The 25618-nt window shown below is 68.7% G+C and carries 18 protein-coding genes and 3 pseudogenes; 12 read left to right on the forward strand and 9 right to left on the reverse strand.

Going from position 1 to position 25618, the window contains the following annotated elements; genetic code table 11:
- The first annotated feature begins 66 nt into the window (after positions 1 to 66).
- Together ADK54_RS43840 and ADK54_RS43845 are read left to right on the forward strand one after the other, a co-directional pair.
- Complete coding sequence (locus tag ADK54_RS43840) at positions 67 to 588, forward strand: hypothetical protein (RefSeq protein WP_078966681.1); 522 nt, start codon at positions 67 to 69, stop codon at positions 586 to 588.
- Positions 578 to 1735 (forward strand): MAB_1171c family putative transporter, encoded by a 1158-nt coding sequence (locus tag ADK54_RS43845; RefSeq protein WP_159047912.1) that lies wholly within the window; start codon positions 578 to 580, stop codon positions 1733 to 1735. The genes ADK54_RS43840 and ADK54_RS43845 overlap by 11 nt, the downstream gene beginning before the upstream one ends.
- Before the next feature lie 2 nt (positions 1736 to 1737).
- Here the strand turns inward: ADK54_RS43845 and ADK54_RS27670 are convergent, their stop codons facing one another.
- Positions 1738 to 2556: an SDR family NAD(P)-dependent oxidoreductase gene (locus ADK54_RS27670; RefSeq protein WP_053728477.1), complete on the reverse strand. Its 819-nt coding sequence runs from the start codon at positions 2554 to 2556 to the stop codon at positions 1738 to 1740.
- Between the two features lie 1726 nt (positions 2557 to 4282).
- Here ADK54_RS27670 and ADK54_RS27675 point away from each other — a divergent pair.
- Positions 4283 to 4960: a hypothetical protein gene (locus tag ADK54_RS27675; protein WP_159047913.1), complete on the forward strand. Its 678-nt coding sequence runs from the start codon at positions 4283 to 4285 to the stop codon at positions 4958 to 4960.
- Here ADK54_RS27675 and ADK54_RS27680 read toward each other — a convergent pair.
- Positions 4932 to 6065: a hypothetical protein gene (locus tag ADK54_RS27680; RefSeq protein WP_053728458.1), complete on the reverse strand. Its 1134-nt coding sequence runs from the start codon at positions 6063 to 6065 to the stop codon at positions 4932 to 4934. The two genes, ADK54_RS27675 and ADK54_RS27680, sit on opposite strands and share 29 nt — an antisense overlap.
- A 571-nt stretch (positions 6066 to 6636) precedes the next feature.
- Here ADK54_RS27680 and tuf point away from each other — a divergent pair.
- A pseudogene (tuf, locus tag ADK54_RS27685) lies at positions 6637 to 7813 on the forward strand (elongation factor Tu).
- A gap of 44 nt (positions 7814 to 7857) precedes the next feature.
- Here the strand turns inward: tuf and ADK54_RS47725 are convergent.
- The 7 genes and pseudogenes from ADK54_RS47725 to ADK54_RS45120 form a co-directional block, all read right to left on the reverse strand.
- Positions 7858 to 9339 (reverse strand): hypothetical protein, encoded by a 1482-nt coding sequence (locus ADK54_RS47725; protein ID WP_234392224.1) that lies wholly within the window; start codon positions 9337 to 9339, stop codon positions 7858 to 7860.
- 71 nt (positions 9340 to 9410) lie between these two features.
- Positions 9411 to 10271, reverse strand: a complete 861-nt coding sequence (locus tag ADK54_RS27695) for a hypothetical protein (protein WP_053728459.1) — start codon at positions 10269 to 10271, stop codon at positions 9411 to 9413.
- A 429-nt stretch (positions 10272 to 10700) separates the two neighbouring features.
- Complete coding sequence (locus ADK54_RS27700; protein WP_053728460.1) at positions 10701 to 11588, reverse strand: GNAT family N-acetyltransferase; 888 nt, start codon at positions 11586 to 11588, stop codon at positions 10701 to 10703.
- A 401-nt stretch (positions 11589 to 11989) separates the two neighbouring features.
- Positions 11990 to 12079, reverse strand: a pseudogene (locus tag ADK54_RS47730) (DNA-binding protein); the annotation flags it as partial.
- Between the two features lie 268 nt (positions 12080 to 12347).
- Positions 12348 to 13256 carry a DNA-methyltransferase gene (locus tag ADK54_RS27705; RefSeq protein ID WP_063802065.1) on the reverse strand — a complete coding sequence of 303 codons (909 nt, stop codon included), beginning with the start codon at positions 13254 to 13256 and terminating at the stop codon, positions 12348 to 12350.
- Positions 13253 to 14161 carry a TRM11 family SAM-dependent methyltransferase gene (locus ADK54_RS27710; RefSeq protein ID WP_078966683.1) on the reverse strand — a complete coding sequence of 303 codons (909 nt, stop codon included), beginning with the start codon at positions 14159 to 14161 and terminating at the stop codon, positions 13253 to 13255. Before ADK54_RS27710 ends, ADK54_RS27705 begins: the two co-directional genes overlap by 4 nt.
- A 13-nt stretch (positions 14162 to 14174) precedes the next feature.
- Positions 14175 to 14816: a hypothetical protein gene (locus tag ADK54_RS45120; RefSeq protein WP_053728462.1), complete on the reverse strand. Its 642-nt coding sequence runs from the start codon at positions 14814 to 14816 to the stop codon at positions 14175 to 14177.
- A gap of 578 nt (positions 14817 to 15394) precedes the next feature.
- Between ADK54_RS45120 and ADK54_RS27720 the strand changes: the two genes are divergently transcribed.
- The 8 genes and pseudogenes from ADK54_RS27720 (at position 15395) to ADK54_RS27750 (ending at position 25604) form a co-directional block, all read left to right on the forward strand.
- Positions 15395 to 16456 carry an LAETG motif-containing sortase-dependent surface protein gene (locus ADK54_RS27720; RefSeq protein WP_053728463.1) on the forward strand — a complete coding sequence of 354 codons (1062 nt, stop codon included), beginning with the start codon at positions 15395 to 15397 and terminating at the stop codon, positions 16454 to 16456.
- A 171-nt stretch (positions 16457 to 16627) separates the two neighbouring features.
- Positions 16628 to 16743, forward strand: a pseudogene (locus ADK54_RS46870) (transposase); the annotation flags it as partial.
- A 349-nt stretch (positions 16744 to 17092) separates the two neighbouring features.
- Positions 17093 to 17743: a hypothetical protein gene (locus ADK54_RS46265; RefSeq protein WP_053728464.1), complete on the forward strand. Its 651-nt coding sequence runs from the start codon at positions 17093 to 17095 to the stop codon at positions 17741 to 17743.
- 484 nt (positions 17744 to 18227) lie between these two features.
- Positions 18228 to 18527: a pilin gene (locus ADK54_RS27730; RefSeq protein ID WP_107090633.1), complete on the forward strand. Its 300-nt coding sequence runs from the start codon at positions 18228 to 18230 to the stop codon at positions 18525 to 18527.
- Positions 18528 to 18913: 386 nt separating this feature from the next.
- Positions 18914 to 20464: a hypothetical protein gene (locus tag ADK54_RS45130; protein WP_053728465.1), complete on the forward strand. Its 1551-nt coding sequence runs from the start codon at positions 18914 to 18916 to the stop codon at positions 20462 to 20464.
- Positions 20465 to 20470: 6 nt separating this feature from the next.
- The gene (locus ADK54_RS27740) at positions 20471 to 21376 is read left to right on the forward strand and encodes a PrgI family protein (RefSeq protein WP_053728466.1); all 906 of its coding nucleotides are present in this window, start codon (positions 20471 to 20473) and stop codon (positions 21374 to 21376) included.
- A gap of 44 nt (positions 21377 to 21420) precedes the next feature.
- Entirely contained in the window at positions 21421 to 23211 is a 1791-nt protein-coding gene (locus ADK54_RS27745; protein ID WP_324610200.1) for a VirB4 family type IV secretion system protein, read from the forward strand.
- Complete coding sequence (locus tag ADK54_RS27750) at positions 23208 to 25604, forward strand: type IV secretory system conjugative DNA transfer family protein (RefSeq protein WP_107090629.1); 2397 nt, start codon at positions 23208 to 23210, stop codon at positions 25602 to 25604. Before ADK54_RS27745 ends, ADK54_RS27750 begins: the two co-directional genes overlap by 4 nt.
- The last annotated feature ends 14 nt before the right edge of the window (positions 25605 to 25618 follow it).

The raw sequence follows: 25618 nt of genomic DNA on the forward strand, positions 1-25618 counted from the left end.
AGTCCCGGTGGCATTCGCTCGCACGCCTACCGCCGCTGCCCGAGAAGGGACGTAACGGAATTACTCATGCCGTACGGACACTTAACCCTGCGTCGACGCTGCCAATCGAAGCTCAAACAGTTCAGCCTTCCTTACCCGTTCTCCATACCGGCACTCCTCCATCATCTGGCAGACCTGCGCGGGAGACCCCTGCATCTTCACTCGTTGCCACCAAACGCAGCCATTGCGGGAGCCTGCGGCCTACTGCTCGAAACTGCGACCGATGACCACATCTTTTACGAACAGCGAACAGCCCGGCTCCATCAAGAGCACATCATCCTGCACGAAGTCGGTCATCTTCTCTTTGGTCATCAGGCAGTCAATATCGAGAACGATGCAGACCGAAGCATGCTGCTTCCCGATCTCGATCCGCGATTGATTCAGCGCCTGCTCGCACGCACAAACTACGGTACGCGCCAGGAGCGGGAAGCCGAGATGCTGGCCAGCTTGATACGCATGAGCGCGGGGCAACCCGGAGGGACACAACCAGGCGACACTCTGGGGCGACTGGAAGCAGCATTAGGCGTAAGTGGCCGGCATGACGGCTGAGCTCAGAGATCTCGGAGAGTGGCTGAGCGAACCCAGCGTCATTGTCCTGTGCGTAGCCGTACTCCTGCGCTCGCCTGCCGCAGTCCGCTGTCAACAGCAGCGCGGCATCTGGCTCGCAGCCGCCTCCGCAGCATTGGCGATGCTACTGAACCTGCCGTCTCTGACCGCCTTCGCCCTGCACCATGGCATCTTGCCCCATTGCATCCCGTTGGCGAAGAACCTTCTCGGTGTCGTGTCCGCAGATGCCGTTCTGTACTTCATTGCGTCATCTACCGTCACCAACCGTCTACTGACAACAGTGTTGTGGTTCACCACTGTCTTCGTGACTCCGACTCTCCTGATCTTGGCCATGGTGGCGGGCCATGGCCCACAACCCGGAATCCCTGATACCTCCGATCCGCTCCCCTCGCTTGCCTACTGGCTCGTTCTGATGTCAACCCACCTCATCACCAACACGCTATGTGTCTATGTGTGTTGGCAGTACAGTGGGCGCGCAAAGGCTCGGCCGCTTTCTGCAAGTCTGCGACTGTTCGCCCTGGGAACGAGCTGCGCCAGCCTCTACTGGATCGCACTTCTGATACATCTCACCATGGGATTCAACTGGCCGGTACCATACATGCCGCTACTTATGAGCATGCACGGCCTGTTGCGGGCAGCGGCCATCCTCACTCCCCTATTGCTGGCAGTGCAGGGTGCCGCATCAGACGTCAAAACCGCCTGGAAGTTGTGGCCTCTGTGGCGCGACCTGGTGAAGTCCGTCCCACACGTTGCTCTGACCAGCCCCCGTACTCGCATACGTGACCTTCTCTGGCCCGGGGTGCCTCGCAAACTGATCGTGTACCGAAAAGTCATTGAAGCCCGCGACGCAATCCTGGTCCTCAGCGACTACATCGGACCTGGTGTCCCCAGCAGGGCACGCAGCCACCTGGCCGAAGCGGCCATTCCGGAGCCGAACGTAGATGCTGCGGTTCTGGCCTGTGTTATCAGAGACGCCCAACAGGCAAAAATTAGAGGAGAGTCCCCGCAACCTCACGAAACAAATCTCTTCATCAGTGGCAGCGGGGATCTTGCGAGCGAGAAAGTGTTCCTCCTAGAGCTGGCGCGAGCCTACGACTCGACAGCCGTCCACAGCTTCACAACCAGGTAAGGTCAGCGGCTTCCGACTCGGGGCTCAAGATGAAAGTCGAACGCCGCAGTCCCAGGGTCGAGCGCTGTCACACCACCGTCCACCGTGAGTACCGCCCCGTTGACGAACGATGCGGCGGGCGAGAGCAGCCAGCTGACAGCTTCAGCGACCTCGCGGGCCTCGCCCGGGCGTCCCGCTGGAATGAGCAACGTCGCTTCCTCGTACGCCGCGTCGACTCCCCCGCCCAGGCGTCCCGACTCCTCGGCGAAGCGGGCCATGCGGCGGTCGGCCATCTCGGTGCGTACCCAGCTAGGACACACGGTGTTGGCTCGCAGACCCGCACGGCCGTAGTCGACCGCCAGCGACCGGCACAATTGCAGCAGGGCGGCCTTGGACGTGGCATAGGCCGCGTTGCCGGGCCCGTTGCGGAGCGCGGACACCGAGGCCACCGCGACTACCGCGCCGCGGGCCTCAAGCAGGTGCGGGAGCGCTGCACGCAACAGTCGGAAAGGGCCCGTCAGGTTGGTCTCGAGCACCATTTCCCATGTCTCATCCGACAGGTCCCCCACTGCCCCACCGCGTCCGACGCCTGCGTTCAGGACCAGGCCATCCAGCCGACCGTAGGTGGCCATCGTGGTCGTGACCAAGTCCTGGACATCATCAAGGTCTGTGACATCACCGGGATGAGCCAAGGCCCCGATCTCGGAGGCAACTTGGTGCAGCGGCTCCGGCCTCCGGCCGAAAATAACAACATTGTGCCCGCCGGCTCGCAGCAACCGGGCGGTCTCAGCGCCGATTCCAGACCCCCCGCCGGTAACGATGAAAACTCGCTCCCCTGCCATGGACTTGATCTCCTCACCACTCGGAAACATGGGACAAGATCCTATGCAAGGCCGTAGAACCCGGCTGACCAGCGCGCTTGGTAGCGTCGGCATCTGGCCGGTTGTGCCACTGACAGGAATCAACGATCGCTCGAACACTTCCGGGGCGCAGCCGATGAAGGCACGGGCGTGCGCCCCTGACCGCCTTGGGTCGACTCAGCCAAACACTGTCCTAAAATTAACCCGGCGAGGATTCGTGGGCACCTGTCAGGCTGTGTCTCGCGTAGGCCCGTCCAAATGCGGCTTCTGCCCTCCTGGTCAGTGCAGCCACCGCAGCGTCTACAGGCGACTGGTTGATCCCCCCCTGAAAGCGTCCCGCGCGCCCTGACCGCCGCCTGTGACGGGAACATCTTCATCAGCGACTGACCGAGGTGGAGCGGTGGCTGGTGCAGGCGATGGAGGTGTTGCTGCCCGCCACCGAGGCCCTGGCTATTGCGCGCTCGAAGCGCAGCCCTCGCAGAGTGCCGTCTGAGCGGCGGACGTCATGTCGTCGTTCTGGGCGTCCGTGCCGCCCGGGTAGAGGTTCACCATGGCCGTGGCCTGCCTGCCGTCGACCGTGGCAGCCCCCGTCGTCTGGTAGCCGGGGATGCTGTCGTCGTGCCCCCAGGCGAGGCCGCCGCAGGCATGAGTATGCCGGCCAGCAGGTAACCCGTGTTGGAGTAGCTCCAGCCGATGCCGGACTGAAGGCCGGAGGATGGGCGAGCGCGAGTTTCGCGGGGGCGCGGGTGTCGTGGTGCGCCAGTGGGTCGTTGAGGACGTCCTCCGGCTTGAGGTAGTCCAAGTAGTCGGGGATGCCGCTGGTGTGCTGGAGGAGCTGACGGATCGTGATCCTGCGTCCGTCGTTGCCGTGGCCGCGGACGACGCCGTCAGGGCGCTTGGCCCAGCACGTCTTCCTCTCCACGGACGGCATGGGTCTTCTCTTCTATGCTCAGTAGTCCAGCGATGAGGACCACCTGGCCTGGGCGCGCGCCCGTCGCGCCGATGTAGCCAGCCGCATCGATAGGCTCGTACCGGGGATCGAGCGTCCCGGGCTCAACGCAGCGTGATGCACGATGCGGCGCGCCGTCTGGCATCTTCGTGGTGAGCAGGACGGCAGTGAGCGACTTGCAGGGACGTGGCTGGGCCGGCTCCGGGCCTGCTCGCCGCACACGTCCACCTGACATCCAGCGATGAACGCGCGATCGCCTTCACCGAGTGGGCCGACGCCCGTCTCCCACGACGAAACCCCGCCCGACCGAACCGTCTTCCAAGCGGTACACACTCCACCACTCGTTCCGTCAGGACGGCGCATCGCTCAGGGACACCCATGGCGTTGGTCGCCTATGACCCGCCGTTGATCTGCGGCCGGAGACGGTCGTAGGCCCACACCGCGAGGATGGTCGGGGTGGTCGTCCGGATCGTGCGGCGCTGTTCGGGGACGAAGTTCTCGCGCAGGCCGGACGACCCTCACGAACGCGGCCTGACCCAAATTGGATCTGGACGCCACCGTGTTCCTCGTGGACGCAGAACGGCGCCATGACGAGCAGTAGTTGGTCGTGTTGCAGCGCCGAAGGTGCCTCCACACGATCGGCCAGTGCTTGTACGCCGTTTCGGCGTCCCGGGTGACCGATACCCATGAAAAGTTCCAGCGTCCGTCGTCGCCGTGGTTGGGTGCTTGGGGTCGTCGAGAAGGTTGAGGTTGTGGGGCATGCCCGAGTTCGTACCGGCTGATGAGCGCACACGACGGGTGGTTGAGGCTGTGTCGGGCGGGAAGCTTCCGTCGGTCGCCCGGGTCTCTGAGGTGACGTTGTGGGGTGTGCGGGTGGTGTTGGTGTACCGGCTCGACGAGGCGGAACACGCCCGGCGAGACGCATTGAACGCCGAGCCTCTCAATGATCTGTGGCTGCTGGAGACCCTGTTGAAGCTGCCCGTGGGCAGGCCGGTGCCGCTGGCTAACTTGGAAGGCAGGGACCGGCGTCGGCTGTCCAAGGGGTGGCCGGCCGGAACGGCGGAGCAGCGCGGGGACATGGTGGAGCGGGTGGCGACACTGCCGCTGTGGGTGGATCTGGCCGTGGTGTGCAGCGAAACCGCGAGCTTGGAGGCATTGCACGTGATGCCGTTCGGCGCATACGCGCCACAGGCCATCTGGCTGGACTGCCTGTCGGCGGGCTCGGAGCAGTTGCTGGAGGAGGCGGCTCGATTCAGCACGGGGGTCGTGCACTGGCAGAACGCCGGTGAACCGAAGGTGCTGGTTCCCGTGCAGCCTCTAGCGGACGTGACCATTACGGCGGCCGGCTGGCGGTTCACGGAGCATGCCTATGAGCAAGTATCGGGTCGGGTTGGGGGACCTGGGGAAGTCAGTCCACTGCGATCGCCCACTGCATGAGGGCGGCGGGGGGTTCAGGGGTCTTGGCGAGCCTCCATCGGAGCACTATTTCTCCCCGGTCGTCGATGGCTTTCCAGCAGCGCTTCTGCCACAGCCTTCGGCGCTGAGGGCCTGCTGGCGTTCTCTGCAGTTCTTGCGCCCAGGGCAGCCAGGTGGCGACGTTGTGCCGGTCGGCGGCCTGGATGTCTTCTTCGTCATCGCTGAAGCGGGCGAGGCTGAGGCCGTTGCAGGCGTCGCAGTGGCACTCGGGTGCGTCGGAGAATCCGTAGAGGTGGGCGAGTTGGTCGCCGTGGAAGTACTCCATCAGGACGGGGTGCAGGACGCGGGCGCGGCGCTTGCCAGAGGGGTTGGCGCCGGGCGTCCCGGCTGCTCCCGGTGGGCGGAAGGTGCGGCAGGCTGGCTGAACCCCGATGGAGACGAACGTCGCGCCGTGAGCGAGGGCGTCGAGTCCGGCAAGCCCGGTCCGGATGAGGCCAACACTGTCGATGCGGGACATGAGTGCACGCAAGCGCAGGGCGGTCTCCCGCTGCGGGAGCGGCTCGTCGACAGATCCGAGCGCGATGGCTTTGAGGTGAGGTACCCGGTTGAGGGTGCGGATCAGGAAGCTGACCGCGTCGTCGCTCTGAAGCCACCGGGCGTCGAGCGGGACGGTGAAGATGACGGAATCGGAATCGAGTTGCTGCATGCGGCGGGTGGCTGCCGCGACGGCTCCGGTGTCTCCTGGCTCGAAGCACCGTGTGGGGGTGAGGACGGCGGTCACGCCGACGTCGAGTTGTTCGGATCCTGGGTACCTTGTGGCATCCGGCTCGGGGTAGAGACCTGGCGATGCGGAACGCGGCCGTTCCTGCAGGAAGGACTCCTGGGTGCTGGCCGTGTGCTGTTCGTACAAGGCCGGGTCGAGTAGCAGCGCTTCGTCTACGAGGTGACGCTGCGCGTCCTTGGATTGTGCGAGAGCTTTGGTGCCGCAGAGGATGATCCCGCCGAAGGCAGTGCCATCGTCTGTCGGCGGCTCTGCGGTACGTGTGTGGAGCAGGACCTTGTCGCCCAGGGCCTGCCGGGCGGGCCGTCTCGGCCCGGATAAGCCGTCGTTCTCGTACCCCGTCATCCGCTGTCCCCCCGGCACGGATCGAGCTACACCTCAACGTATTACAGAGTGCAACGGGCCGATGACTCTGGCAAGAGCGCGTGCCTTGGGAACAGGACCGCGAATGTTGCGCTCCTGTCCCCCGCGCACGCTTCAGTCCCAGACGGCTTTGGCCGGCGTCCTGCCCAGTTTGGGGTCGAGCCGGAACAGGACTTCGCGTTCGCGTTCGCGGGTCACTCCTATGGCGATCTGACAGGAACGGGCAGCCATACCGTGGCAGGAACTCCCCTGCCAGGAAGACCATTCGACAGGCGCCCCGTCATCGGCAATGACTGGCCTCATGTTCCGGCACGCCTTCCTCGCAGCTCCGTCCGCAGTCGCGGACGCTGCTCAGGCCGCCGTCTTCCAGACCGATTCCGCGGCTGATTTCCTCATCTACTCTTTCGATGGCGCCCGAAGCTGACCCTCCCCGGACACTCCGGCGGACCCCGCGTGGGGAGGGTCGGACCAGCCCAGGGGCTCCCGTCTCCCACCGCTCATCCACGAGCCCGGCGGTCGAGACCGTTGCTTCGAGTTGAACCAGGGAAGAGCCATGCCCAAGACGGCATACATACGCACCAAGACCATCTCAACATCGGCACCATGAGCCACGTCGACCACGGCAAGACGACCCTGACCGCAGCCATCACCAAAGTGCTCGCCGAGCGCAGCAGCGGCACCTTCGTGCCGTTCGACCGGATCGACCGGGCCCCGGAGGAGGCCGCCCGCGGCATCACCATCAACATCGCACACGTCGAGTACGAGACCGACACCCGCCACTACGCGCACGTCGACATGCCGGGCCACGCCGACTACGTCAAGAACATGATCACCGGCGCCGCCCAGCTCGACGGGGCGATCCTCGTGGTCTCCGCGCTCGACGGGATCATGCCGCAGACAGCAGAGCACGTCCTGCTCGCCCGGCAAGTGGGTGTGCACCGCATCGTGGTCGCGCTCAACAAGGCGGACGCCGTCGACGACGGCGAGGACACGGTGCTCACGGACCTGGTCGAGCTCGAAGTGCGCGAACTGCTCTCCGCGCACGGATACGGGGGAGACTCCGTGCCCGTCGTCCGGGTCTCCGGGCTCAAGGCCCTGGAGGGCGAGCCGCGCTGGACCGAGGCGATCGGTGCGCTGCTCGACGCCGTGGACACCTATGTGCCCATGCCCGAGCGCTACGTGGACGCGCCGTTCCGGCTGCCCGTCGAGAACACCTTCACGATCACTGGTCGCGGCACGGTCGACACCGGAGCCGTCGAGCGCGGTGCCGTCGAGGTCGGCGACCGCGTCAGCGTCCTCGGCGCGGGCATCGAGACGGTGGTCACCGGACTCGAGACATTCGGCAAGCCGATGGACAGCGCCCAGGCCGGCGACAACGTCGCGCTGCTCCTGCGCGGCGTACCCCGAGACGGGGTGCGCCGCGGCGACATCGTGGCAGCGCCCGGGAGCATCACACCCGCGCGTCGCTTCACCGCGCAGGTGCACATCTTGTCGACAAAGGACGGCGGCCGGTCGACGCCAGTCGCCTCCGGCTACCGGCCGCAGTTCTACATCCGCACCGCGGACGTGGTCGGCGACGTAGACCTGGGTGAGTCCTCCGTGGCCCGGCCCGGCGACACCGTCACCATGACGGTCGAACTCGGCCGTGATACGCCCCGGGCCTCGGCTTCGCGATCCGCGAGGGCGGGCGCACGGTCGGCGCGGGCACCATTGTCGAGGTTCTCGGCTAGCGGCTGGCGGTCAGGGGCCTGAGGGCGTCTGCCACGGCATCTCCTCAGCGATTGTGGGGGCCATACGGACTCCAGCCGTGCAGGAAGGGTTCCAGGTCACTGGGCCGGGGCTCGGGCACCTTGGGCATGCGAAGCGGTCGGGTGAGCGGATCGAGCGACCGTACGTGGTTCGTCGCCCAAGACAGCCAGGCCTCGGCGTCGGCTCGTTCTGCGCCGTCCGGTAGGCCTTCGATACGGTCGCGTGCAGCCGTCAAGTACGCGGTGAGCCGTGTGGCCTGCCGCCACGCCTTCTCCTGTTGTCCCAGCACTCTGACGCGGTAGGCCTCGGCGTAGTCGGCGTGGGCCTGCCGCATCGCCGCTTCCCATCGGAGCCGCTTGAGCCGGGCCTGTTCCTCGTCTTCGGCTCGCTGCCGTTCGGCAGCCAGGCCCCGCAGGTCCACTTCCTGCAGGATTTCCGGAAGTTGGACTGCCAAGGAGCGGTCGGCGGTGTCTGCCCAGACGGACTGGCGGTGGGTGATCCCCCCGTTGAGGGTGATGGTGAGCCGGTCGGAAGCCGAGTAGTCGTGCGCGGGAACCTTGACCCAGGAGTAGCGCTTGGCGTCGGCGAGTTCCTGGGGCGTGGGCACATGCTCCGTCCGGTCCTGTTCCTGCCCGAAGGAGACAACGCACTGCTGGCCGTGAGCCGTGATGGTGAAGAGTCCAGCGGCGTCCGATCTGCGTGAGCGACGTCCGCGGTGTTCGCCAGTGGCGAGTTGAACCTTGTACCCGCGGCGCTCGGCCTCCGTCACGATGGCTTGGACGAGGCGCAGCGCCCGTTGCTGGACGGATTTACTCAAGTGCAGGGCGGGTTCACCGTCCTGCAGCGTGGCCACGATGGCATGCGGCTTGTGGAGTCGCTCCGGAACAGGGACCGGGTCCAGGACCGCCAGCTTCCACGCCGGGATGTCTTGGATGGTGATCTCATAGCCCCCTGCTCGCCAGCCGTCTACCAGCTCCTTCCCTGCGGGCAGCTTTCCGCATCGCTGCGCCGACCTGATCCGCGCCGGCCAGTTGGGAGCGCCTGCCCCGTATTTCTGTTTGATCACGAGTGAGCCGCCGGCCGCCAAGACATCGTCGATGAGCTGCTCGCCAAGAGTCTTCTTCTGCTGCTTCGGCGCTGCTCGCGGCGTTTGTGCAGCGCTCGCCCCGGATTCAAGGACGGAGGGCTCATCAGGGACGGGGGCGGGCAGGGGGCTGGGGCTGGGCGCGGCCGCTGACGGAGTCGCCATGGTCCTGGCGCGCCGTGCTGTCTGGTCCTGTCGCGGTTCGGATGCGGGATAGGTCCCGTGTTCCAGGTAATGACGACCCGTAGCCGTGGTCTCCGCGCTCCACACTCCACGATGTCTGGCGATCTTCGCCAGCCCGCGGTTCTGAAGCGCCTGCGCACTCATCTTGTAGGTGACGTCGTGCCACACCCCGGCTGGGCAGCCATCAGCAATCCAGCGGAGCACGTCCCTTTGCCGCTCGTTGAGTGGTCTCTTCGCCATCACTTGCTCCTGCTCACGTGATGCGGACGACAATCCGCTCGACAGAAATCCGATCCTGGCCCATGCCTGGCTCACCCAGGTGGCGTCATCCTGCGGAACGCCTCGACAGGAATCTCGAACTCCGCCTCGATCTTCGTGGCGTCCTTGCCCCTGCCCGCTTGCCGGAGCATGCCGACGGCCTGCTCGACGATCCTGCCGAGCCTCAGGACCTCGGCACGCAGGACGTGGATTTCAGCGAAGGCCTCGGCGGCTTCCGCGCCGCACCACTGCCGTACGAGATCGCGTGCGGGGCTGAACTCCCTGTCGGCCTTGGCGCAGATCTCCGGGCTGAAGTGATGCCCCTCCCGTTTGCCCCGGCCTGGACTGTAGGAACCGTAGATCGCTTCGCGCTGCGCCTGCCGCTCAGCCTGTTCCACGTCTTTCATGACACGCTCCGTGTGCAGGGCGGCGCCCTTGCGGGCACACGCCAGTGTTACGGGCCAGGGCGCCACCGCGCTCCCATCGTCATGCAGCACCGTCAGCGAGTCACGGGTGAAAAACTCTGCGTTCTCCTCCAGCGCCTCCGCGAACGCCGCCAGGTCATGTACGTACAAGACCCCCTCGTCGTGCCGCGAATAGCCGATGCTCGCCAGTTCCTCCCAAGGGCAGGCTTCGAAGACGATATCCGCCGCGCGGCACTCGGGGGCATCGCGCGACGGCGTAGCGGCTCGCAGGGCTTTCCAGCGGCATTCTTCCGCCAGCCAGTGGTCGGCTTGCTCCCACGGAACGCGCAACTGCGAACGTGGCACCCAGCCTTCACGGCCCTCGTCCTCGTCCGCGGTGAAGCGGATCTTGACACGCGGCGGGCGCTGGGTGCCGATACGCAGCACTTCCACACGAGCGACGGGGTCGTTTGCCCGCGCGCGGTGCGCCCAAAACTCTCCTGTCTCCATCACCGTTCCTCCCCTGCGAGTCCGTCTATGAAGACGCTCATTCAGGATGGCAGTGGTGATGCTATTGCGGGTGTCGGGGCGGGTTATGGGGTAGCCGGGCGCGGAGAGCGGAGAGGTCCTTGGGGATGGTCTAGGCAGGGATGTTGAGGTAGACGACCAGGTGGCGTCCACGACGCAGCGACCGCGCCGAGTTCAGCCCTTCCGAGGACTCTTCGGTGCGAAATCGGCCATCAGATCCACGTGCGGTGCTGCAAAAACGCGCCGTGGGTGTGGACGGCGCGCGGGATGTAGAGGCACTGGTGAAGAGGCAGTATTCGATCCCTGCACTATTCGCGCAGCGGTCCGCGGCAGATGGTGCGCCCAGCCCGCCGGATCGTCGATGCGGGAGCTACCTGCGATCCCTCCTAGGCCGTTGTCCAGGAAAGCCCGTCATCCGGCCTCTGGTGCGCCGTAGGAGAACCTGTATCCGGCGAAGTCCGCGACATGGACGTACCCGATACGCTGGTAGAGGGCGTTGCTCGTGGGGTTGTCCGGGTCTGTGAACAGGACAACGTCCGTCGCCCCTGCGGCCTGCGCGGCCCTGCTCGCCTCGACCGTCACAGCTCCCGCGTAGCCGCGGCCGCGGAGGTGGGCAGGGGTGTAGACGGGGTCCACCCGGACCATGCCGCCGACGACCGAGGTCGAGGCCGCCATCGAGACGGGGTTGCCCTCCGGGGTCTCCCAGAACGTGAAGTGCCTGTCGCCGAAACGTGAGTCGTCCCAGGAGCCGACGTCGATCAGGTCGATGGAGTGCTGCTCCCCGACGTCGACGCAGAAGTCGCGGCACCAGCGCACGATCTGGTCGCGGTCCTTACCGCTCGTGAGGCGGCCCTGGCCCTCCGGGCGCGGCTGCGGTGGGGTGAGCGTGCCGAGACGGTAGAGATGCGTTCGCCAGAAAAGTACCGACGCCGCGCCCGTGTGCTTCTGCCATGACTCGGAGAAGGCGCCAGCGGTGTCGTGGTCCGCAATGACGTTGGCGGGTGAGTGACCGAGGCCGGCCAGGTGTGCAGCGAGGGCATCGGTCTGCTCGGCAGAGAGAGGCGTGATGCCCAAGCGTCCGAGGGGGGTGAGATAGAAGATCGCACGGACCTCGCCCCGTGACTCCAGTCGGCCGAAAACGGCGGCTTCGGCGTCCTGATCGGCCGCCCCGTGTGTCCGCAGCTTCTCGATGTCCGTCAGCGGCGTGTTGTGCAGAGCGGCGCGCGAGCGCAGGAAGTGCCCGGCTCGGGCAAGGAAGGCGTCGATGTCCTGGGTGAGGTGCCAGTCGTCCGGGAGCATGCCTCATGATCCCGGACGACCTCGACCTCGGGACCGCTCCTTCAACGCCTTTCAGCCACGTCCCGTTCCCCTCGTCCAGCGCGGCGCCTACGGGTGCTGCAGGGGTGCTGGCCCGGGATACAGCTAAATCCCGTACGGTGATCTCGCCGCGCTTGGGGGCGAGGCAGAGACCCTCGTACTTGTCGTGATCGAGATTCGCGGCGAAGGCCTCTGCCTGGAACTTCTTCGGGAAACTCGGCTGGCGTTCGGGCGATGCGGGTTCGCCGTGTTCGCGGTAGCGGACGGTCTACGGGTGCCCGCAGCGGGGCTTGTCACAGGGGAAGTTGACGTTTCGCTTGTCGCTCTTGCATCGCTGATAGAACGTGGCCACCAGGCCTACTCCCGCGGTCCGGGCACCGGCCTCACCCGTAGTGCTCGTCCAGGTAGATCACAATGTCGCGTTCGCGGAACCGCAGGAGACGCCCCACCTTCTGGGGCTTGAGTCCCCAGGCGCGGTACTTGTTCCTGACGGTGGCCTCACTGACCCTGAGCCACTCGGCGACCTCTTCGGGGGCAGCAGCCGCTTGCTCCCGCCGCGAGTCACACGCGCACCGCCCCCAGACCGTTCATGACGTTCTCCTTCCGTGCTCGGATCAGGGCGTGCAGGCATGGCGTAAGCAGGCTGGGCCGCCGTGCCGACCGGCGGCCATGGACGCTCCGCGTCGGGCGCGTCGTCAAGCGGTTCTTTCTCCTGGTCACAGCAGGTGCGCAGGAACCCGTTCATGCTTCCGGATGCGGGTTGCGGGTCCGGAGCAGCTGACGCAGCCGGACCTCGGCGAACGCGTGGAAGTCGGCGCGGAGGTCGATACCGACTGCTCGGCGGCCCAGGCGCAGGGCGGCTTCAAGTGTGGTACCTGAGCCGCTGAACGGATCAAGCCTGACGGCGCCCGGCGGGCAGCCGGCAGCGACACACCGCGATGCGAGGCCGACGGGGAAGGCAGCCGTATGCGCATGGCGAGTTGGTCTCGTCGGGATGGTCCACACAGTGCCCGGATTACGGCCTTTGGTCTGCCGTCCCTCGGTCGGTGGCCAAGTGCCTCGGACAGTGTTGGGCTTGTTCGCGCTGTGGTGCGCCCGGCGGGACAGGGCGCGGTCGCCGGTGTAAGGCTGGCGGATGGCGTCGAGGTCGAAGTGGTATTGGCCGGTCTTTGTGAGGAAGTACACCGGCTCGTGTCTGCGGGCGAGGCGGTCGCGGCAGGACTCCGGGATCGCGTTCGGCTTGGCCCAGACCGTCTCGTTACGGATCAGCCAGCCATCGCCCTGAAGAGCGAGCATGAGTCTCCAGCCCAGGCCCAGCAGCGACTTGACCGCAACCGGCGGCTGCCCCACGACAACGGTACGGCGGGCGGCCGAGCCGGTGGCGTACACATCGGCAATGTTCACGAAGCAGGTGCCGTCGTCGCGCAGCACGCGGTGCACTTGGCGGAAGACCGCGCGCAGGGCGTCGAGGTAGGCGGCGGGGGTGTCCTCCTGACCGATCTGGCCCGCGCCCCAGTCCCGCATCGCGTAATAGGGCGGGGATGTGACCACGCAGTCGACGCTGCTCTCCGGCAGGGCCGCGAGGACGGTGGCGGCGTCGCCGAGCAGCAGGGTGACGTGGTCGTCCTTGTGCCACACAGTCGGGTTCATCGTCCGACCTCCGTGACGAGCGGCTCCCGAAGTACACGCTCGGCAGGCTCAGTTCGGGAAGGTGCGGTCTGCCGGCGAGCGATCAGGGCGTCCTCGTGCGCGATCACCGCCAGCGGGGTGCCGGTACGGCGGGCGTCGCGGATGTTTTTCATCTGGAAGAAGGAGGGGCGGGGGATGAGTTGGCCGTCGCGGATGCCGGCGAGGAGGGCGATGTTGCGCTCGGCGGGGATGAGGCCGGCGTTCTCGGCTGCGGCCTGGACGGCGGAGGGCAGGTCGATGAGTTCGCCGCGTGTGCGCCAGGGCCGGGTGGTGATCACGGCGGTTCCACCGGGCCGGAGCAGGTGGCGGCACTGGGTGAGGATGTCCGTGAACGCCTGAAGGAGGGTCTCCAGGCCGACGTGGGCCAGGTTGTTGGGGTCGTGGCTGTAGCGGTAGTGCCTTTTGACGACGCCGCGTTCGCCGGACTCGCGGGTGGAGCGGACCTGTCCGTGGACGCTGGCACCGTACGGGGGTGAGGTGACCACCAGATCGACCAGGCCATGGAAAGCTGCGGGTACCAGGGTGGTGAGCTGGCGGGCGTCGCCGCAGTAGACCGCCCCGGAGGCGGTGGCGCCCTGGGCGTCGGCACGGCGCAGATTCCGCTCGGCCAGGTCGGCCCACTGGGGCTCATACTCGGTGCCCAGGGCGTGGCGGCCGAGGTGGACGGCTTCGACGAGGGTGGTGCCGATGCCGCACATCGGGTCCAGGACCAGGTCGCCGGGCTGGGTGTAGGTGACGATCGCGTGGCGGGCGATCTGCGGGAGCATCTTGGCGGGGTGGGCGGCTGAGCCGGGAACGTAGCGGTCGGCACGTTGGGCGGGTGCGGAGGTCGGGGCGGTGTTCCACACCGAGTCCAAGTTGCGCACGGCGGGCTCCTCTTTACGCGGTGTGGACGGCGGACAGCACGAGGAGGTCGGAGTGGATGAGCCCGGGCGGCGTGCCTTCGGGTGGGGTAGCAACGATCTGGTCGTCGACGGCGTGGCCGTGGACGATCACGATGTGCTGGAGGTAGCGGAACCCTGCGGTGCGGGCGGCGGCGATGAGCAGGCCGAGCGGGTCGGTCAGCTTCCCGGCGTCGCGGCGCTGCCGGGTGGCCAGCAGCAGAACGTCGTCCGTGCGCAGAAGGCGGTGGGTGCGATGGAGGAACCCGGGCCAGCCGTTATCGATCGCGCCCTGCTCATCGGTGCCGTATCGGCTGTGCGGGGTGGTAGCCGGGAGGGTGTCGGGGTGGAGTTCCGCAAGGATCACCGGTGTACGCCGTGCGTTCCGGGCACCGGGCGTGTGGTCGGCCGCGCAGGGCGTGCGGGCGTCCATTCCCTCGTTGGTGTCGCAGACGGTCAGGCGCCACAGTGGGGCTGGCTGACGGCTGTGGCGCTGCGTGAACTCGGTGCGGATCTTGCCGATCGCCCAGTCTGGCAGGACGGCCGGGAAGGGCGGTGGGGTGTCCGCGTCGCGGGGGCCGGGCAGCCAGATGCTGGTCGGCAGCGGTGACGGGGCCGTCGTGGTACGGGGGTTGGTCATGGGTGGGCGCGCTGAGCGGGCCGGGCGCCGAAGAGTGCTGACACCTATCTAAGGAGAATCCTCCGGCGGGATCGTGCCAGGCTCGAGCGGATAGTGGAGTCGGCCTGGGACTCAGTGCCGGTCTTTCGACCGATCCGTTTCCCGGGTCCTCGTCCTGAACCAGGCATGCGTCTGCCTCCCCCGCCTCGCACACTTCCGCTACCAGGCCCCCTCCCACAGCGCGGACCTCGTGCCGGACGCGCTCTCGGGCGACACGACCGCCTCCGGGGCAGGCCTCCCCGCTGCCTGAACTCATGTGCCGGGCGCCCTGGTCAGGCGGGGAACCGGACACGGCGGGGCTCCAGGTACGTTCCTGCGATCGCGGTATCCGCGCGCGCAGCACACGCGCGACTGGAGCGTGCGCCGACGAGCCGGGCAACGCGGAACGCTGCCCCTCGGGGAGCCGCATGAGGACATGCCGTGACGCACCTCACGGCTCGGAGCCTTACAACCATTACGGCGTACAAGCAGTCATACCGCCCGACCAACCGCCACAGCCCCCGCTGCTGTCGGCACTCGCACCACCTGAAAGAGACACCATGAAGCTCCGCCGCGTATGGGCGACCGCCGCAGTCATGACGGCGATCGGAACCGCCACACTGACGGCAGCGCCGCTGGCTTCCGCAACGACGGGGGACAGCATCACCGGTGCGAGCGAGGCGCCCAGCACCGCACCGCACTCCACCCCGTCCTCCAGCGCGGCCGACCCGAAGACAGGCAACGACACGGTGCCAGACCCCGGCGCCTCCAGCACTCCGAAGGCTGTCACCCCTTCTCCTTCCGGTTCTGTCACCGACCCGAAGAACGCGAAGAAGGCGAAGAAGGCGAACGAGCAGCCCACCCGTACGCCTACCACCGAGGTTTCCAAGCTGCCGACTCCCGGGCTCGGAGAATGCAAGCAGTACCCCGCCGACGAAGACTCGGTCCGGACCTCGCTGCGCGGCCTGCCCAACAAGATCGTCGCCGGATCCGGCTGGCACGAGTTCACCTACCGCGCACTGAACATCTCCGACCGGACCCTGGAGCGGGTCAACCTCGACATGGAACTGGGCACCGTCGACCACCGGGTGAGTGACATCAGCGAACTCCTGGTGACCGTCGAGTGGTTCGACACCACGAGCGGCCAGTGGCGGACCACCACCGAGCGGGGCAAGGACCTGTGGGGCTACTTCGCCGGCGCGAAGAACATCAAGGCCAGCGAGTACGTCGAGGCCCGGATGCGAATCAAGGTGGACGGCAAAGCCCCCGCCGCGGCCGGCTTCTTCTTCACCTCCGGCTACTCCATGGGCGAAGGCGACGGCCGCTGCAGCTTCGGTGAGCTCTACCAATGGGACTTCACCATCGTCCCCGCGGGCACCAAGCCCACGAAGGACCAGAGCGACGCCAAGGGCAAGCCGGTCAAGTCCGGCAGCCCGGGTGTGCCGCAGAACCGCCCGGTCGCCCAGGGCGATCGCACCCAGTTGCCGGTCAGCGGCCGCCTCGCTGAGACCGGCTCATCGTCCACCACCCCCGTCGTCGCGGCCGTCGGTGCCGCCGCCGTGGCCGCCGGGAGCGGAGCCCTCTTCATCGCCCGCCGCCGCAAGGCCCGAACCACCGCATAACCCAGCGCCAAAGCGCGGGCTTGTCTGGTGTCACACCGGCAGTGCTCGCTATCTGCACTGCCGACTGCCCTCAGACTCCCCTCCGCCCTCGCCCTCCAGGGACTCCGTTGGCGAATCCGGGAGTTGTGTGACGACGGCCCGTACGACCCCGTTGGGGTAGTCGGGCCGTCCTCGTGTAATCCCCAAGAGCAGCTGAACAAGGAGATTCACCGACGCACCGACGTGGTCGGTATTTCCCCGACCGCGACGCCGCCCTCCGCCTGAGCACCGCGGTCCTCACCGAGCAGACCCTTGACCCGCCAGCGAAACGTGCTGGTCAGCGCACGATCTGCCACGGGACCCGTCACCCTGCGAGGCAGAGTACGGACTGGGTGACTACGGGCGCCCTCACGGGCGGGCAAGCGCCTGCCACCAGCAAGTCCAGGGGGCTCTTCAAAATTCTTCAGGGAATTCCTCTCGGGCCGGGCCGAGGGAAGAAGCACTGGTCAGCGCGAGATCTGCCAGCGCTTGGCGGCCAGATGGCAGGGCTACGGCACCCTCGCAGCGGACCGGTAACCCTCCGGCGGCAAGACCGTGGCAAGGGCGGCTGGCGCGATGGGCGGCGACCCATCCGCCGCATCAAGGCTAGGAGCCGCCATGCGCCCCACGTCCCCTCGTCCCCACCCCCCGCTCTGGTCCATCTCGCCCCTGGACCAGGTCGAGTCCGCGTTCCTCTCGCTGGCCGCAGAGGGCCGTCCGCTCACTGTGCCGGTGGCGCTGTCCGCCGACTCGGACACCGTCAGCCCGCTGTGCGTCACCCGAGTCCGTGCCCGGATGGTGCACCCCAGCTGCACCGAACAGGCCCGCGCCGGAGTGTGGAACGAAATCCTGCGCCGGCGGGCGCTGCTCGGAGAGCCGTGGGGCACCGTCGCCGTCGGCCTCACCCTTCCCGCACTGCGGCGCACCCTGTCCCGGCTGCCGCGACTGGCGGAAGTCGAGGCATGTGAGCTGGAGCAGGAAGTCCTGGCGGCGGTCACCGCCGAACTCGCCCTCCTGACCACGGACGAGCCGCAGGCCGGGCTGCGGCTGGTGCGGGCCGGCGACCGGGCCGCGCACCGTCTGCTGTACGCCGCGCAGCGCACCCGGCGCATCGAGGCCGTGGCGCTGGATGAGAACGCGGTGCCGCGGCCCTGCCCGCCCGCGGCATGGCGGAGGCGTTCGCCGTGCTCCTGCGGGCCGTCCGGGCCGGGGTCCTCACCGAGAGGGAGGCTGAACTCATCGCGCAGACCCGGCTGGAGCGCCAGGTGATGGCCAAGGCGGCGAGCACGGTGGGCATGAGTGTGCGCGCCGCCTTCCGCCACCGGGCCGCCGCCGAGCGGCGCCTGGCCGTCGCGCTGGCCGCGCAGGAGGTCTGAGGCAACAGTGGCACGATCAGGCCCCGCTTTTCTCCTTAAGAGAGTGAGAGCACCTACGGAACCCCCTGTGCCGTAGCCACTCTCACCTCCCTCTCGTCCCTGGGAGTTCGGGCACGGCGTCTCGTGCTGACACCCCGAACCCGCCCCTCCCCGCATCCAGCGGCTCACCTTGCCTGCAAGGAGGTGAAGCGCTGTCGCGGGCCAGCCTGGACTCCCAGGGACGGAACCCTCATCGCCCCCTCCTCCTTCTTCTTCACTCACCTGCTGTCTGCGCCTTCACGAGGAGGTGTGTGTCCGTGCCCGTACCTCTGCACCCGCTGCGGGCAAGGACCCGCCGACTGACGTGGCGCCAACTGGGCCGTATAGCTGTCCGGGCCCTGTGCATCACGGTGTGCGCGCTCGCCACCCTGCTGGCGCATCCACCGAACTCATGGGCCGTCGCGGACGTCCCCACGGTGATCAACAATCTGCGGAACTGGATCGTGGGGCTGCTGACGGGACTTGCCACGCTGTTCCTCACCTTCGGCGGGCTGCGCTACCTGATGGCCGGAGGTGACCCGGGCGAAGTCGAGGCGGCCAAACGGGCCTTGAAGGCCGCGGCCATCGGCTACGGCCTGGCCATCCTCGCCCCGGTACTGGTCACCGTCCTTCAGGGCATCGTCGGAGCCGGAACATGACGGCCCGCCGCGTCCTCGCCTCCGCCGGGGTGCTAACCGCGGTGCTGCTTGGCGCGACGGACCTGGTCTCGCCGTCTGCGCACGCCACTTCGGCCTCGGCCCCGGCCGGGGTCCGAATGGCGCCTGCTGAGCCCGAACCTGTCCCGTCAGCCGGACCCGCTCCGCAACCCACACCGGCCCCAGCGCCTGCACCCGGCCCTGCCCCGCAACCGACCCCCGCTCCCGCCCCGGGCCCCCTCCCGGCACCCGGCCCCTCCGCACCACGCCCCCAGCCACCTCGCCCTCCGGAGCCCGCACCTAGCCTGGTCCCGCCCGCGTGCGAGGTAGCCGGGATCCCCTGTGACAAGGGCAGCACCGGCTTCGGCAGCCTCCTCGACGTTCCCACCATGATCGTCAATGCGATCACGGCATTCCTCGGGACGCTCGTCGACCAGATCATGAAGCCGCTGCGGGAACTCCTCGGCGCCACCCTCCTCTCGACTCCCGATCTCACGGAGCAGGCCGACATCAAACGCCTGTGGACCGGTTCGCTCGGACTCACGGGCGGGATCTACGTGTTGTTCGTGACCGCGGGCGGGCTCACGGTCATGGCACACGAGACTCTGCAGAGCCGCTACGCGCTCAAGCAGATCGCGCCGCGCCTGCTGATCGGCATCATCGCCGCCGCAGCCTCGCTCACGGTGCTGGGCAAGGCCATCTCCCTGGCCAACGCCCTCTCCTACGCGCTGTTGGGTACCGACGCCTCCGATGCCGGCAAGGGCCTGATCGAACGGGCCATCCCGTTCGCCCTGTTCGGCGGTCACGGCATGGCCCTGTACGTGCTGTTGATCGCGATCCTCACGATCTTTCTGATCCTGGCCGTCCTCGTCGGCTACATCGTCCGCATCGCGGTCATCGCCGTGATCGCCGTCTCCGGGCCGCTCGCCCTGTCCTGTCACGCGCACCCGGTCACCGACCCGGTGGCCCGGATGTGGTGGCGGGCGCTGGCCGGGTGTCTGACGATCCAGGTCGCCCAGTCCGTCACATTGATCGTCGCGCTGAAGCTGTTCTTCGCCCCGGGCGCCACCCTGCTCGGCTTCCCCAAACCAACCCAGCTCGGCACGCTGCTTGCCGGACTCGCCCTGTTCTGGATCCTGTTCAAGATCCCGGGCTGGTGTACGCGCGTCATCTTCCGGGCTACTCCCCTCCATCCCCAACTCCCGGCTTCGCTGCGGATGTTGCAGTCGGTCGCCCTGTGGCGGCTGATCAACCGGTACGTTCCCGGCGCCGCGGTGCTGCGCCGCCGCCCCGGCGGTGGCGGGAGGGGTGGGCGGCCTGGCGGACCGGGTGGACGCGGTACACCTCCGGGTCCCCCACGCGGTGGAGGCAACCGTCCCGGCCGCCCAACGGGCGGTCGGGGTGGTGGCCGGCTGCCGGTACCGGGCGGCGTCGCCGGAATCGCCCTGCGCCGGGGAAGGGCCCTGGTCGCGAGAGCCGGCTCGCGCGCCAGCAGTCGTGCGCCCGCTGCCACAGCGGCAACCGGAGGCCAAGTCTCCACCCCCATTGGCCTGCGCACGGCTCGGCCCGGGGGTGCGCCGACCAGCCCGGCGCGCGGGACCGCCGGCCCCCGCTCGGTCATCCATCCCTCGCAGGCTCGCCGCACCCGGCAGTTGACGCTGCCCATTCCCGCCAAGCGCGTCCCGGCCCGTCCCGGGCGGCCAACCCAGCTGCGTCTGCCCGTCACCGCTCAGCGTGTGCCACGCATCACCAGCTCCAAGCCCCTGGCTGGCGCGACCCCGACAGCACCTCAGTCGTCCGGCGTACCGGCGCCGGTACGCCGTGTCCGGCAGATGGCGCTCCCAGTACCGGCCGCCCGCGTTCGCACCCGCCCAGTCCGGCCCGTGCAGTTGCGCCTGCCCCTTGAACCGCCCGCTCCCCCGTCTCCTTCCCGGAGGTGAACCGCGATGACCGCCGACCTGGACGACGAGCACGTCACGTCGGCCCGGATCCCCGCCGACGTGTCCAAAGCCGACCGCATTCTTGGCCCGTTGACCGCACGGCAGACCGCGATCCTGGCCGTCGCCGGGCTAATGCTGTACGGCGGGTACTGGGCCTCTCGTCCATTCATGCATCCGCTCGCCTATGCGGCGCTGACCGCGCCGGTCGCGGTGGTCGTGACGGTCATCGCGGTGGGGCGGCGGGACGGCATCGGCCTGGACCGTCTCCTGCTCGCCGCCGTCCACTACCACCGCACGCCCAAACGGCGCGTCCCCGCGCCTGAAGGAGTCCAGCCCCTCCCGGAGTTTGTTCCCGCAGAGTGGCGGGCGCAGGCCGGCTCAGCCCCAGCCGTGCTCGACCTGCCGTGCGGTGAGGTCTCCGAGACCGGTGTGCTGGGCCTCGCGGGGGATGGGCACAGTGCGCTCGCGGTGTGCTCCACGGTCAACTTCCACCTGCGCACCGGCGGCGAACAGCAGGCGCTGACCGAAGCGTTCGCCCGCTGGCTCAACTCGCTGACCGGCCCGACCCAGGTCCTGGTGCGCGCCCACCGCCTCGACGTCACCCCCCTTGTCGACGAGCTGACCCAGCTCGCACCGACACTGACGCACCCCGCGTTGGAGCGGGCCGCGCGCGCCCATGGTGACTTCCTCGCCGGGCTCGCCGCGGAACGGGACCTGCTCACCCGTCAGGTCCTGCTGGTGACCCGCGAGCCCGCAGCTTCCAGCGGGGCGCGGGCGAGTCATCGCCTCACCGAAGCCGCGCGCGCTCTGGAAGCCGCCGAGATCACCGTCACATCGCTGGACACGGAGGCCGCCACCGACATGCTTCGTCTCGCCGCTGACCCCGATGCGCTCCCTCTGGCAGGCCCGTGATGCTCCACCGACTCCTTGCCTACCGAACTCGTAGCTCCAGCCGGGTGGTTGATGCGAGCACTGAGCTGGCCTGCCTGGGCCCGGACGCTGTCGAAGTCCACGCTCGAACCCTCGCGGTGGGTGGTCATCTCGCCGCCACTCTGATCGTGACCGGTTACCCGGCCGAGGTCGTCCCCGGCTGGCTCGATCCGCTGCTGACCTACCCCGGCCGCCTCGACATCGCCCTGCACATCGAGCCGACTCCCAGTCCTTTGGCCGCGCAGCAACTCAAGCAGCAGCGCGCCCGCCTGGAGTCCTCGCGCCGCGCCGACTGGGGCCGCGGGCGCCTGGACGACCCGGACACCGAGGCCGCCGCCCAGGACGCGGCCGACCTCGCCTACCGCATCGCCCGCGGCGAGGGGAAGCTCTTCCAACTCGGTCTGTACATGACCATCTATGGCCAGGACGAGGAGCACTTGGCGGACGAGGTGGCGCAGGTCCGTGCGATCGCCGAGTCCCTGCTGGTGGCGACCGCGCCTGCCACCTACCGGGCGCTGCCGGGCTGGCTGGCCACCCTCCCCTTCGGCCTGGACACGCTGAAGGTGCGGCGGACCTTCGACACCGAGGCGTTGGCGGCCTGTTTCCCCTTCGCCTCCCCCGACCTGCCCGCGAGCGCCGCGCTGTCGCCGGGCGGTGTGCTGTACGGGGTCAATACGGCCAGTGGTTCGCTGGTGGTGTGGGACCGCTTCGCCCAGGACAACTACAACTCCGTCGTGTTGGCCCGTTCCGGGGCCGGCAAGTCGTACCTGACGAAACTGGAGCTGCTGCGGCTGCTGTTCACCGGCATCGAGGCGATGGTCATCGACCCGGAGGACGAGTACGTACGCCTGGCCGAGGCCGTCGGCGGCAGCGTCATCCGCCTCGGTGACCCCGATGTGCGGCTCAACCCCTTCGACCTGCCCCCGAGGAACGGCGAGGGTGAGGATGTCCTGACCCGGCGGGTGTTGTTCCTGCACACCTTCCTGGCCGTGCTGCTCGGCGGTGAACTCTCCGCCACCGAACGGGCAGTGCTGGACAAGGCCGTGCTGGCCACCTACCGCACGGCCGGGATCACTGCCGATCCGGCCACGTGGACGCGCCCGGCGCCGTTGCTGGGCGATCTCGCCGCCCAGCTGACGGTCCTGCCGGATCCGGCAGCGCGCACCCTGGCCGCGCATCTGGACCCCTACGTGGCTGGTTCGCACCGGCAGTTGTTCGCGGGTCCCACCACGACGCGGCCCGCCGGGCACCTGGTCGTCTTCTCGCTGCGGGAGGTACCCGAGGAGTTGAAGAGTGCGGGCATGCTGCTGGCTCTTGATGCCATCTGGGAGCAGGTGGCCCACACCGGTGCGCTCCGCAGGCGCCTGATCGTGGTCGACGAGGCGTGGCTTTTGATGCGGGACGGCGACGGGGCACGGTTCCTGTTCAAGATGGCCAAGGCCGCACGGAAGTACTGGACCGGACTTGCGGTGGTCACCCAGGACGGAGACGACGTCCTGGCCTCCGATCTCGGGAGGGCGATCGTCAACAACGCGGCCACCCAGCTGCTGATGCGCCAGGCCCCGCAGGCCATCGACCAGATCGCAGGCGCCTTCCGTCTCTCCCGCGGCGAGCGGCACCATCTACTGTCCGCGCCCAGAGGCTGCGCGCTCCTGCTGTCGGGCCGTACGAAGATCTCGTTCAGCCCGCTCGCCTCCCCCGACGAACACGACCTCATCACCACGGACCCGGTCGAGCTCCAGGCCCGCGAGCAGAACCTGCAGGACGAGGCGGACGACCCGTACGGGCTACCGGACCTGACGGGTCTCGAACCGTGAGCGCCCCGGGTCCGGGCGGACTGATCGGCGACTTCCTGACCACACCCAACCGCCTTGTCCCTGCGCTGATTGACGCCGTCGTCGGCACGCTCGCGGGCTCCTGGCCGTGGCTGGCTCCGGTCGCCGCACTGGGAGCCGCCGCCATCACCGGGCGCACCGCACTCCTGCAGCGGCGCCAGCGGGCGTTCGGCGACGGCGCGCGCCTGGTGACCGTGCTCGCCCCGCCCACCGTGCCCGCCGGCGGCGGCGAGGTGCTCTGGGCCCAGCTGTCGGGCCTGCTCAGACCCTGGTATCAGCGCCTGCTGCACGGCCAACCACACGTCGGTTTCGAATACGCCTGGAGCAGCGGCGGGTTGTCCGTGCGGCTGTGGCTGCCCGGCAGCATCCCCACCGCGCTCGTGCGACGCGCTGTCGAGGCCGCCTGGCCCGGCGCCCACACCACCCTCACCGATGCCACCGCCCCGTTTCCCTGCACGCACGAGTGCACGGCCGGGCGCCTGCGGCTGGCCCGCCCGGAGATCCTGCCGCTGCGCACCGACCACAAGAGTGATCCGCTGCGCGCGCTGCTCCAGGCCGCGACCGGCCTGGCCGACGGCGAACACGCCCTCGTGCAGGTGCTGGCCCGCCCCGCGACCGGTGCCCGGCTGCGCCGCGCCCGACGCCAAGCACGCCGCCTGAAGGCCGGCCGCACCACACCCCGCCTCTCCTCCCTCTTCCGGCTGTTCGCCCACACCCCACAGCGCACCACCCCGGCCGCCACCGACCCCTCCCACGGCACCGAGGTACGCCAGAGCGTCAGCAAACTCACCGGCCCCCAGTGGGAGGTCCAACTCCGCTACGCCGCAGCCCTCCCCTCCACAACCGCCTCTCCCGACGACACCCGGGCCCGGCTACGCGGCCGGGCCCACGCCCTCGCCTCCGCGTTCTCGCTGTACGCGGCCCGCAACTGGCTCTCCCGCCACCGCCTGCGCACCCCGCACCCGGCCCTGACCAGCCGCCACTTCCCGGGCCGCGGCGATCTGCTGTCGGTGCCCGAACTCGCCGCCCTCGCCCACCTCCCCCTCGACGCGGACGCCCCAGGCCTGGCCCGCGCGGGCGCCCGCTCCATCGCACCGCCCCCGGCCATCCCCCAGCCCGGGCCCGGCATCAGACCGCTGGGCTGCGCGGACACCGGCAACCGCCGCGCCGTCGGCCTCACGGTGCCCGATGCCCGCCACCACCTCCACCTCATGGGCGCCACCGGCTCCGGAAAATCCACGCTGATCGGCAACCTCGTCCTCAACGACGTCGACGCCGGCCGCGGCGCCATCGTCATCGACCCCAAAGGTGACCTCGTCGCGGACCTCCTGCACCGCCTCCCTAGCTCGTGCGCCGATCGGCTTGTGGTGATCGACCCCGACGATGTCCACGTCCCGCCCTGTCTGAACGTGCTGGACGGCACGGACATCGACGTCGTCGTCGACAACATCACCGGCATCTTCCGCCGCATCTTCTCCGCGTTCTGGGGCCCGCGCACCGACGACATCATGCGCGCGGCCTGCCTCACCCTGCTGCGCCACGCGGCGGCCACCCAGCGCCTGGTCACCCTCGCCGACATCCCGCGCCTGCTCGGCGAACCCGCCTACCGCCTGCGCATGATCCCCACCGTCAAGGACCCCGTCCTCAAGGGGTTCTGGATGTGGTACGAGTCGCTGTCCGAGCCCTCCCGCGCGGCAGTGGTCGGCCCGGTGATGAACAAACTCCGCGCGTTCTTGCTGCGCTCCTTCGCCCGCCAGGCCATCGCTTCCGGGGAGTCCACCTTCCACCTGCCCGACGTCCTGGACGGCGGCATCCTCCTGGCGCGCCTACCCAAGGGTGCCCTCGGGGAGGAGACCTGCCGGCTGCTCGGCTCCTTCATCGTCGCCAAGACCTGGCAGGCCGCCGCCGCCCGCGCCCGCACCCCCGAAACCGACCGCATCGACGCCTCCCTCTACATCGACGAGGCACACAACTTCCTCACCCTCCCGTATCCGCTGGAGGACATGCTCGCCGAGGCCCGCGGCTACCGGCTGTCCATGGTCCTGGCCCACCAGCACCTCGCCCAGCTCCCCCGCGACCTGCGCGAAGGGATCTCCGCCAACGCCCGCAACAAGGTCTTCTTCAACACCTCCCCCGAAGACGCCGCCCAGCTGGAGCGGCACACCCTGCCCACCCTTGGCGCCCACGACCTGGCCCACCTCGGCCCCTACCAGGCCGCCGCCCACCTCCTGGCCGGCGGCGCCAAAGCCGCAGCGTTCACCCTCACCACCCGCCCCCTGACCCCGGCCGTGCCCGGGCGGTCGGCCGAACTGCGAGCCGCAGCCGCCCGCCGGGTCGGCGGCACCACCAGCCGCTCGCCCCACCTGCCCCTCTAGACCCCCTACCGCAG

The organism is Streptomyces sp. WM6378, from assembly GCF_001279695.1.
Classification (GTDB): domain Bacteria; phylum Actinomycetota; class Actinomycetes; order Streptomycetales; family Streptomycetaceae; genus Streptomyces.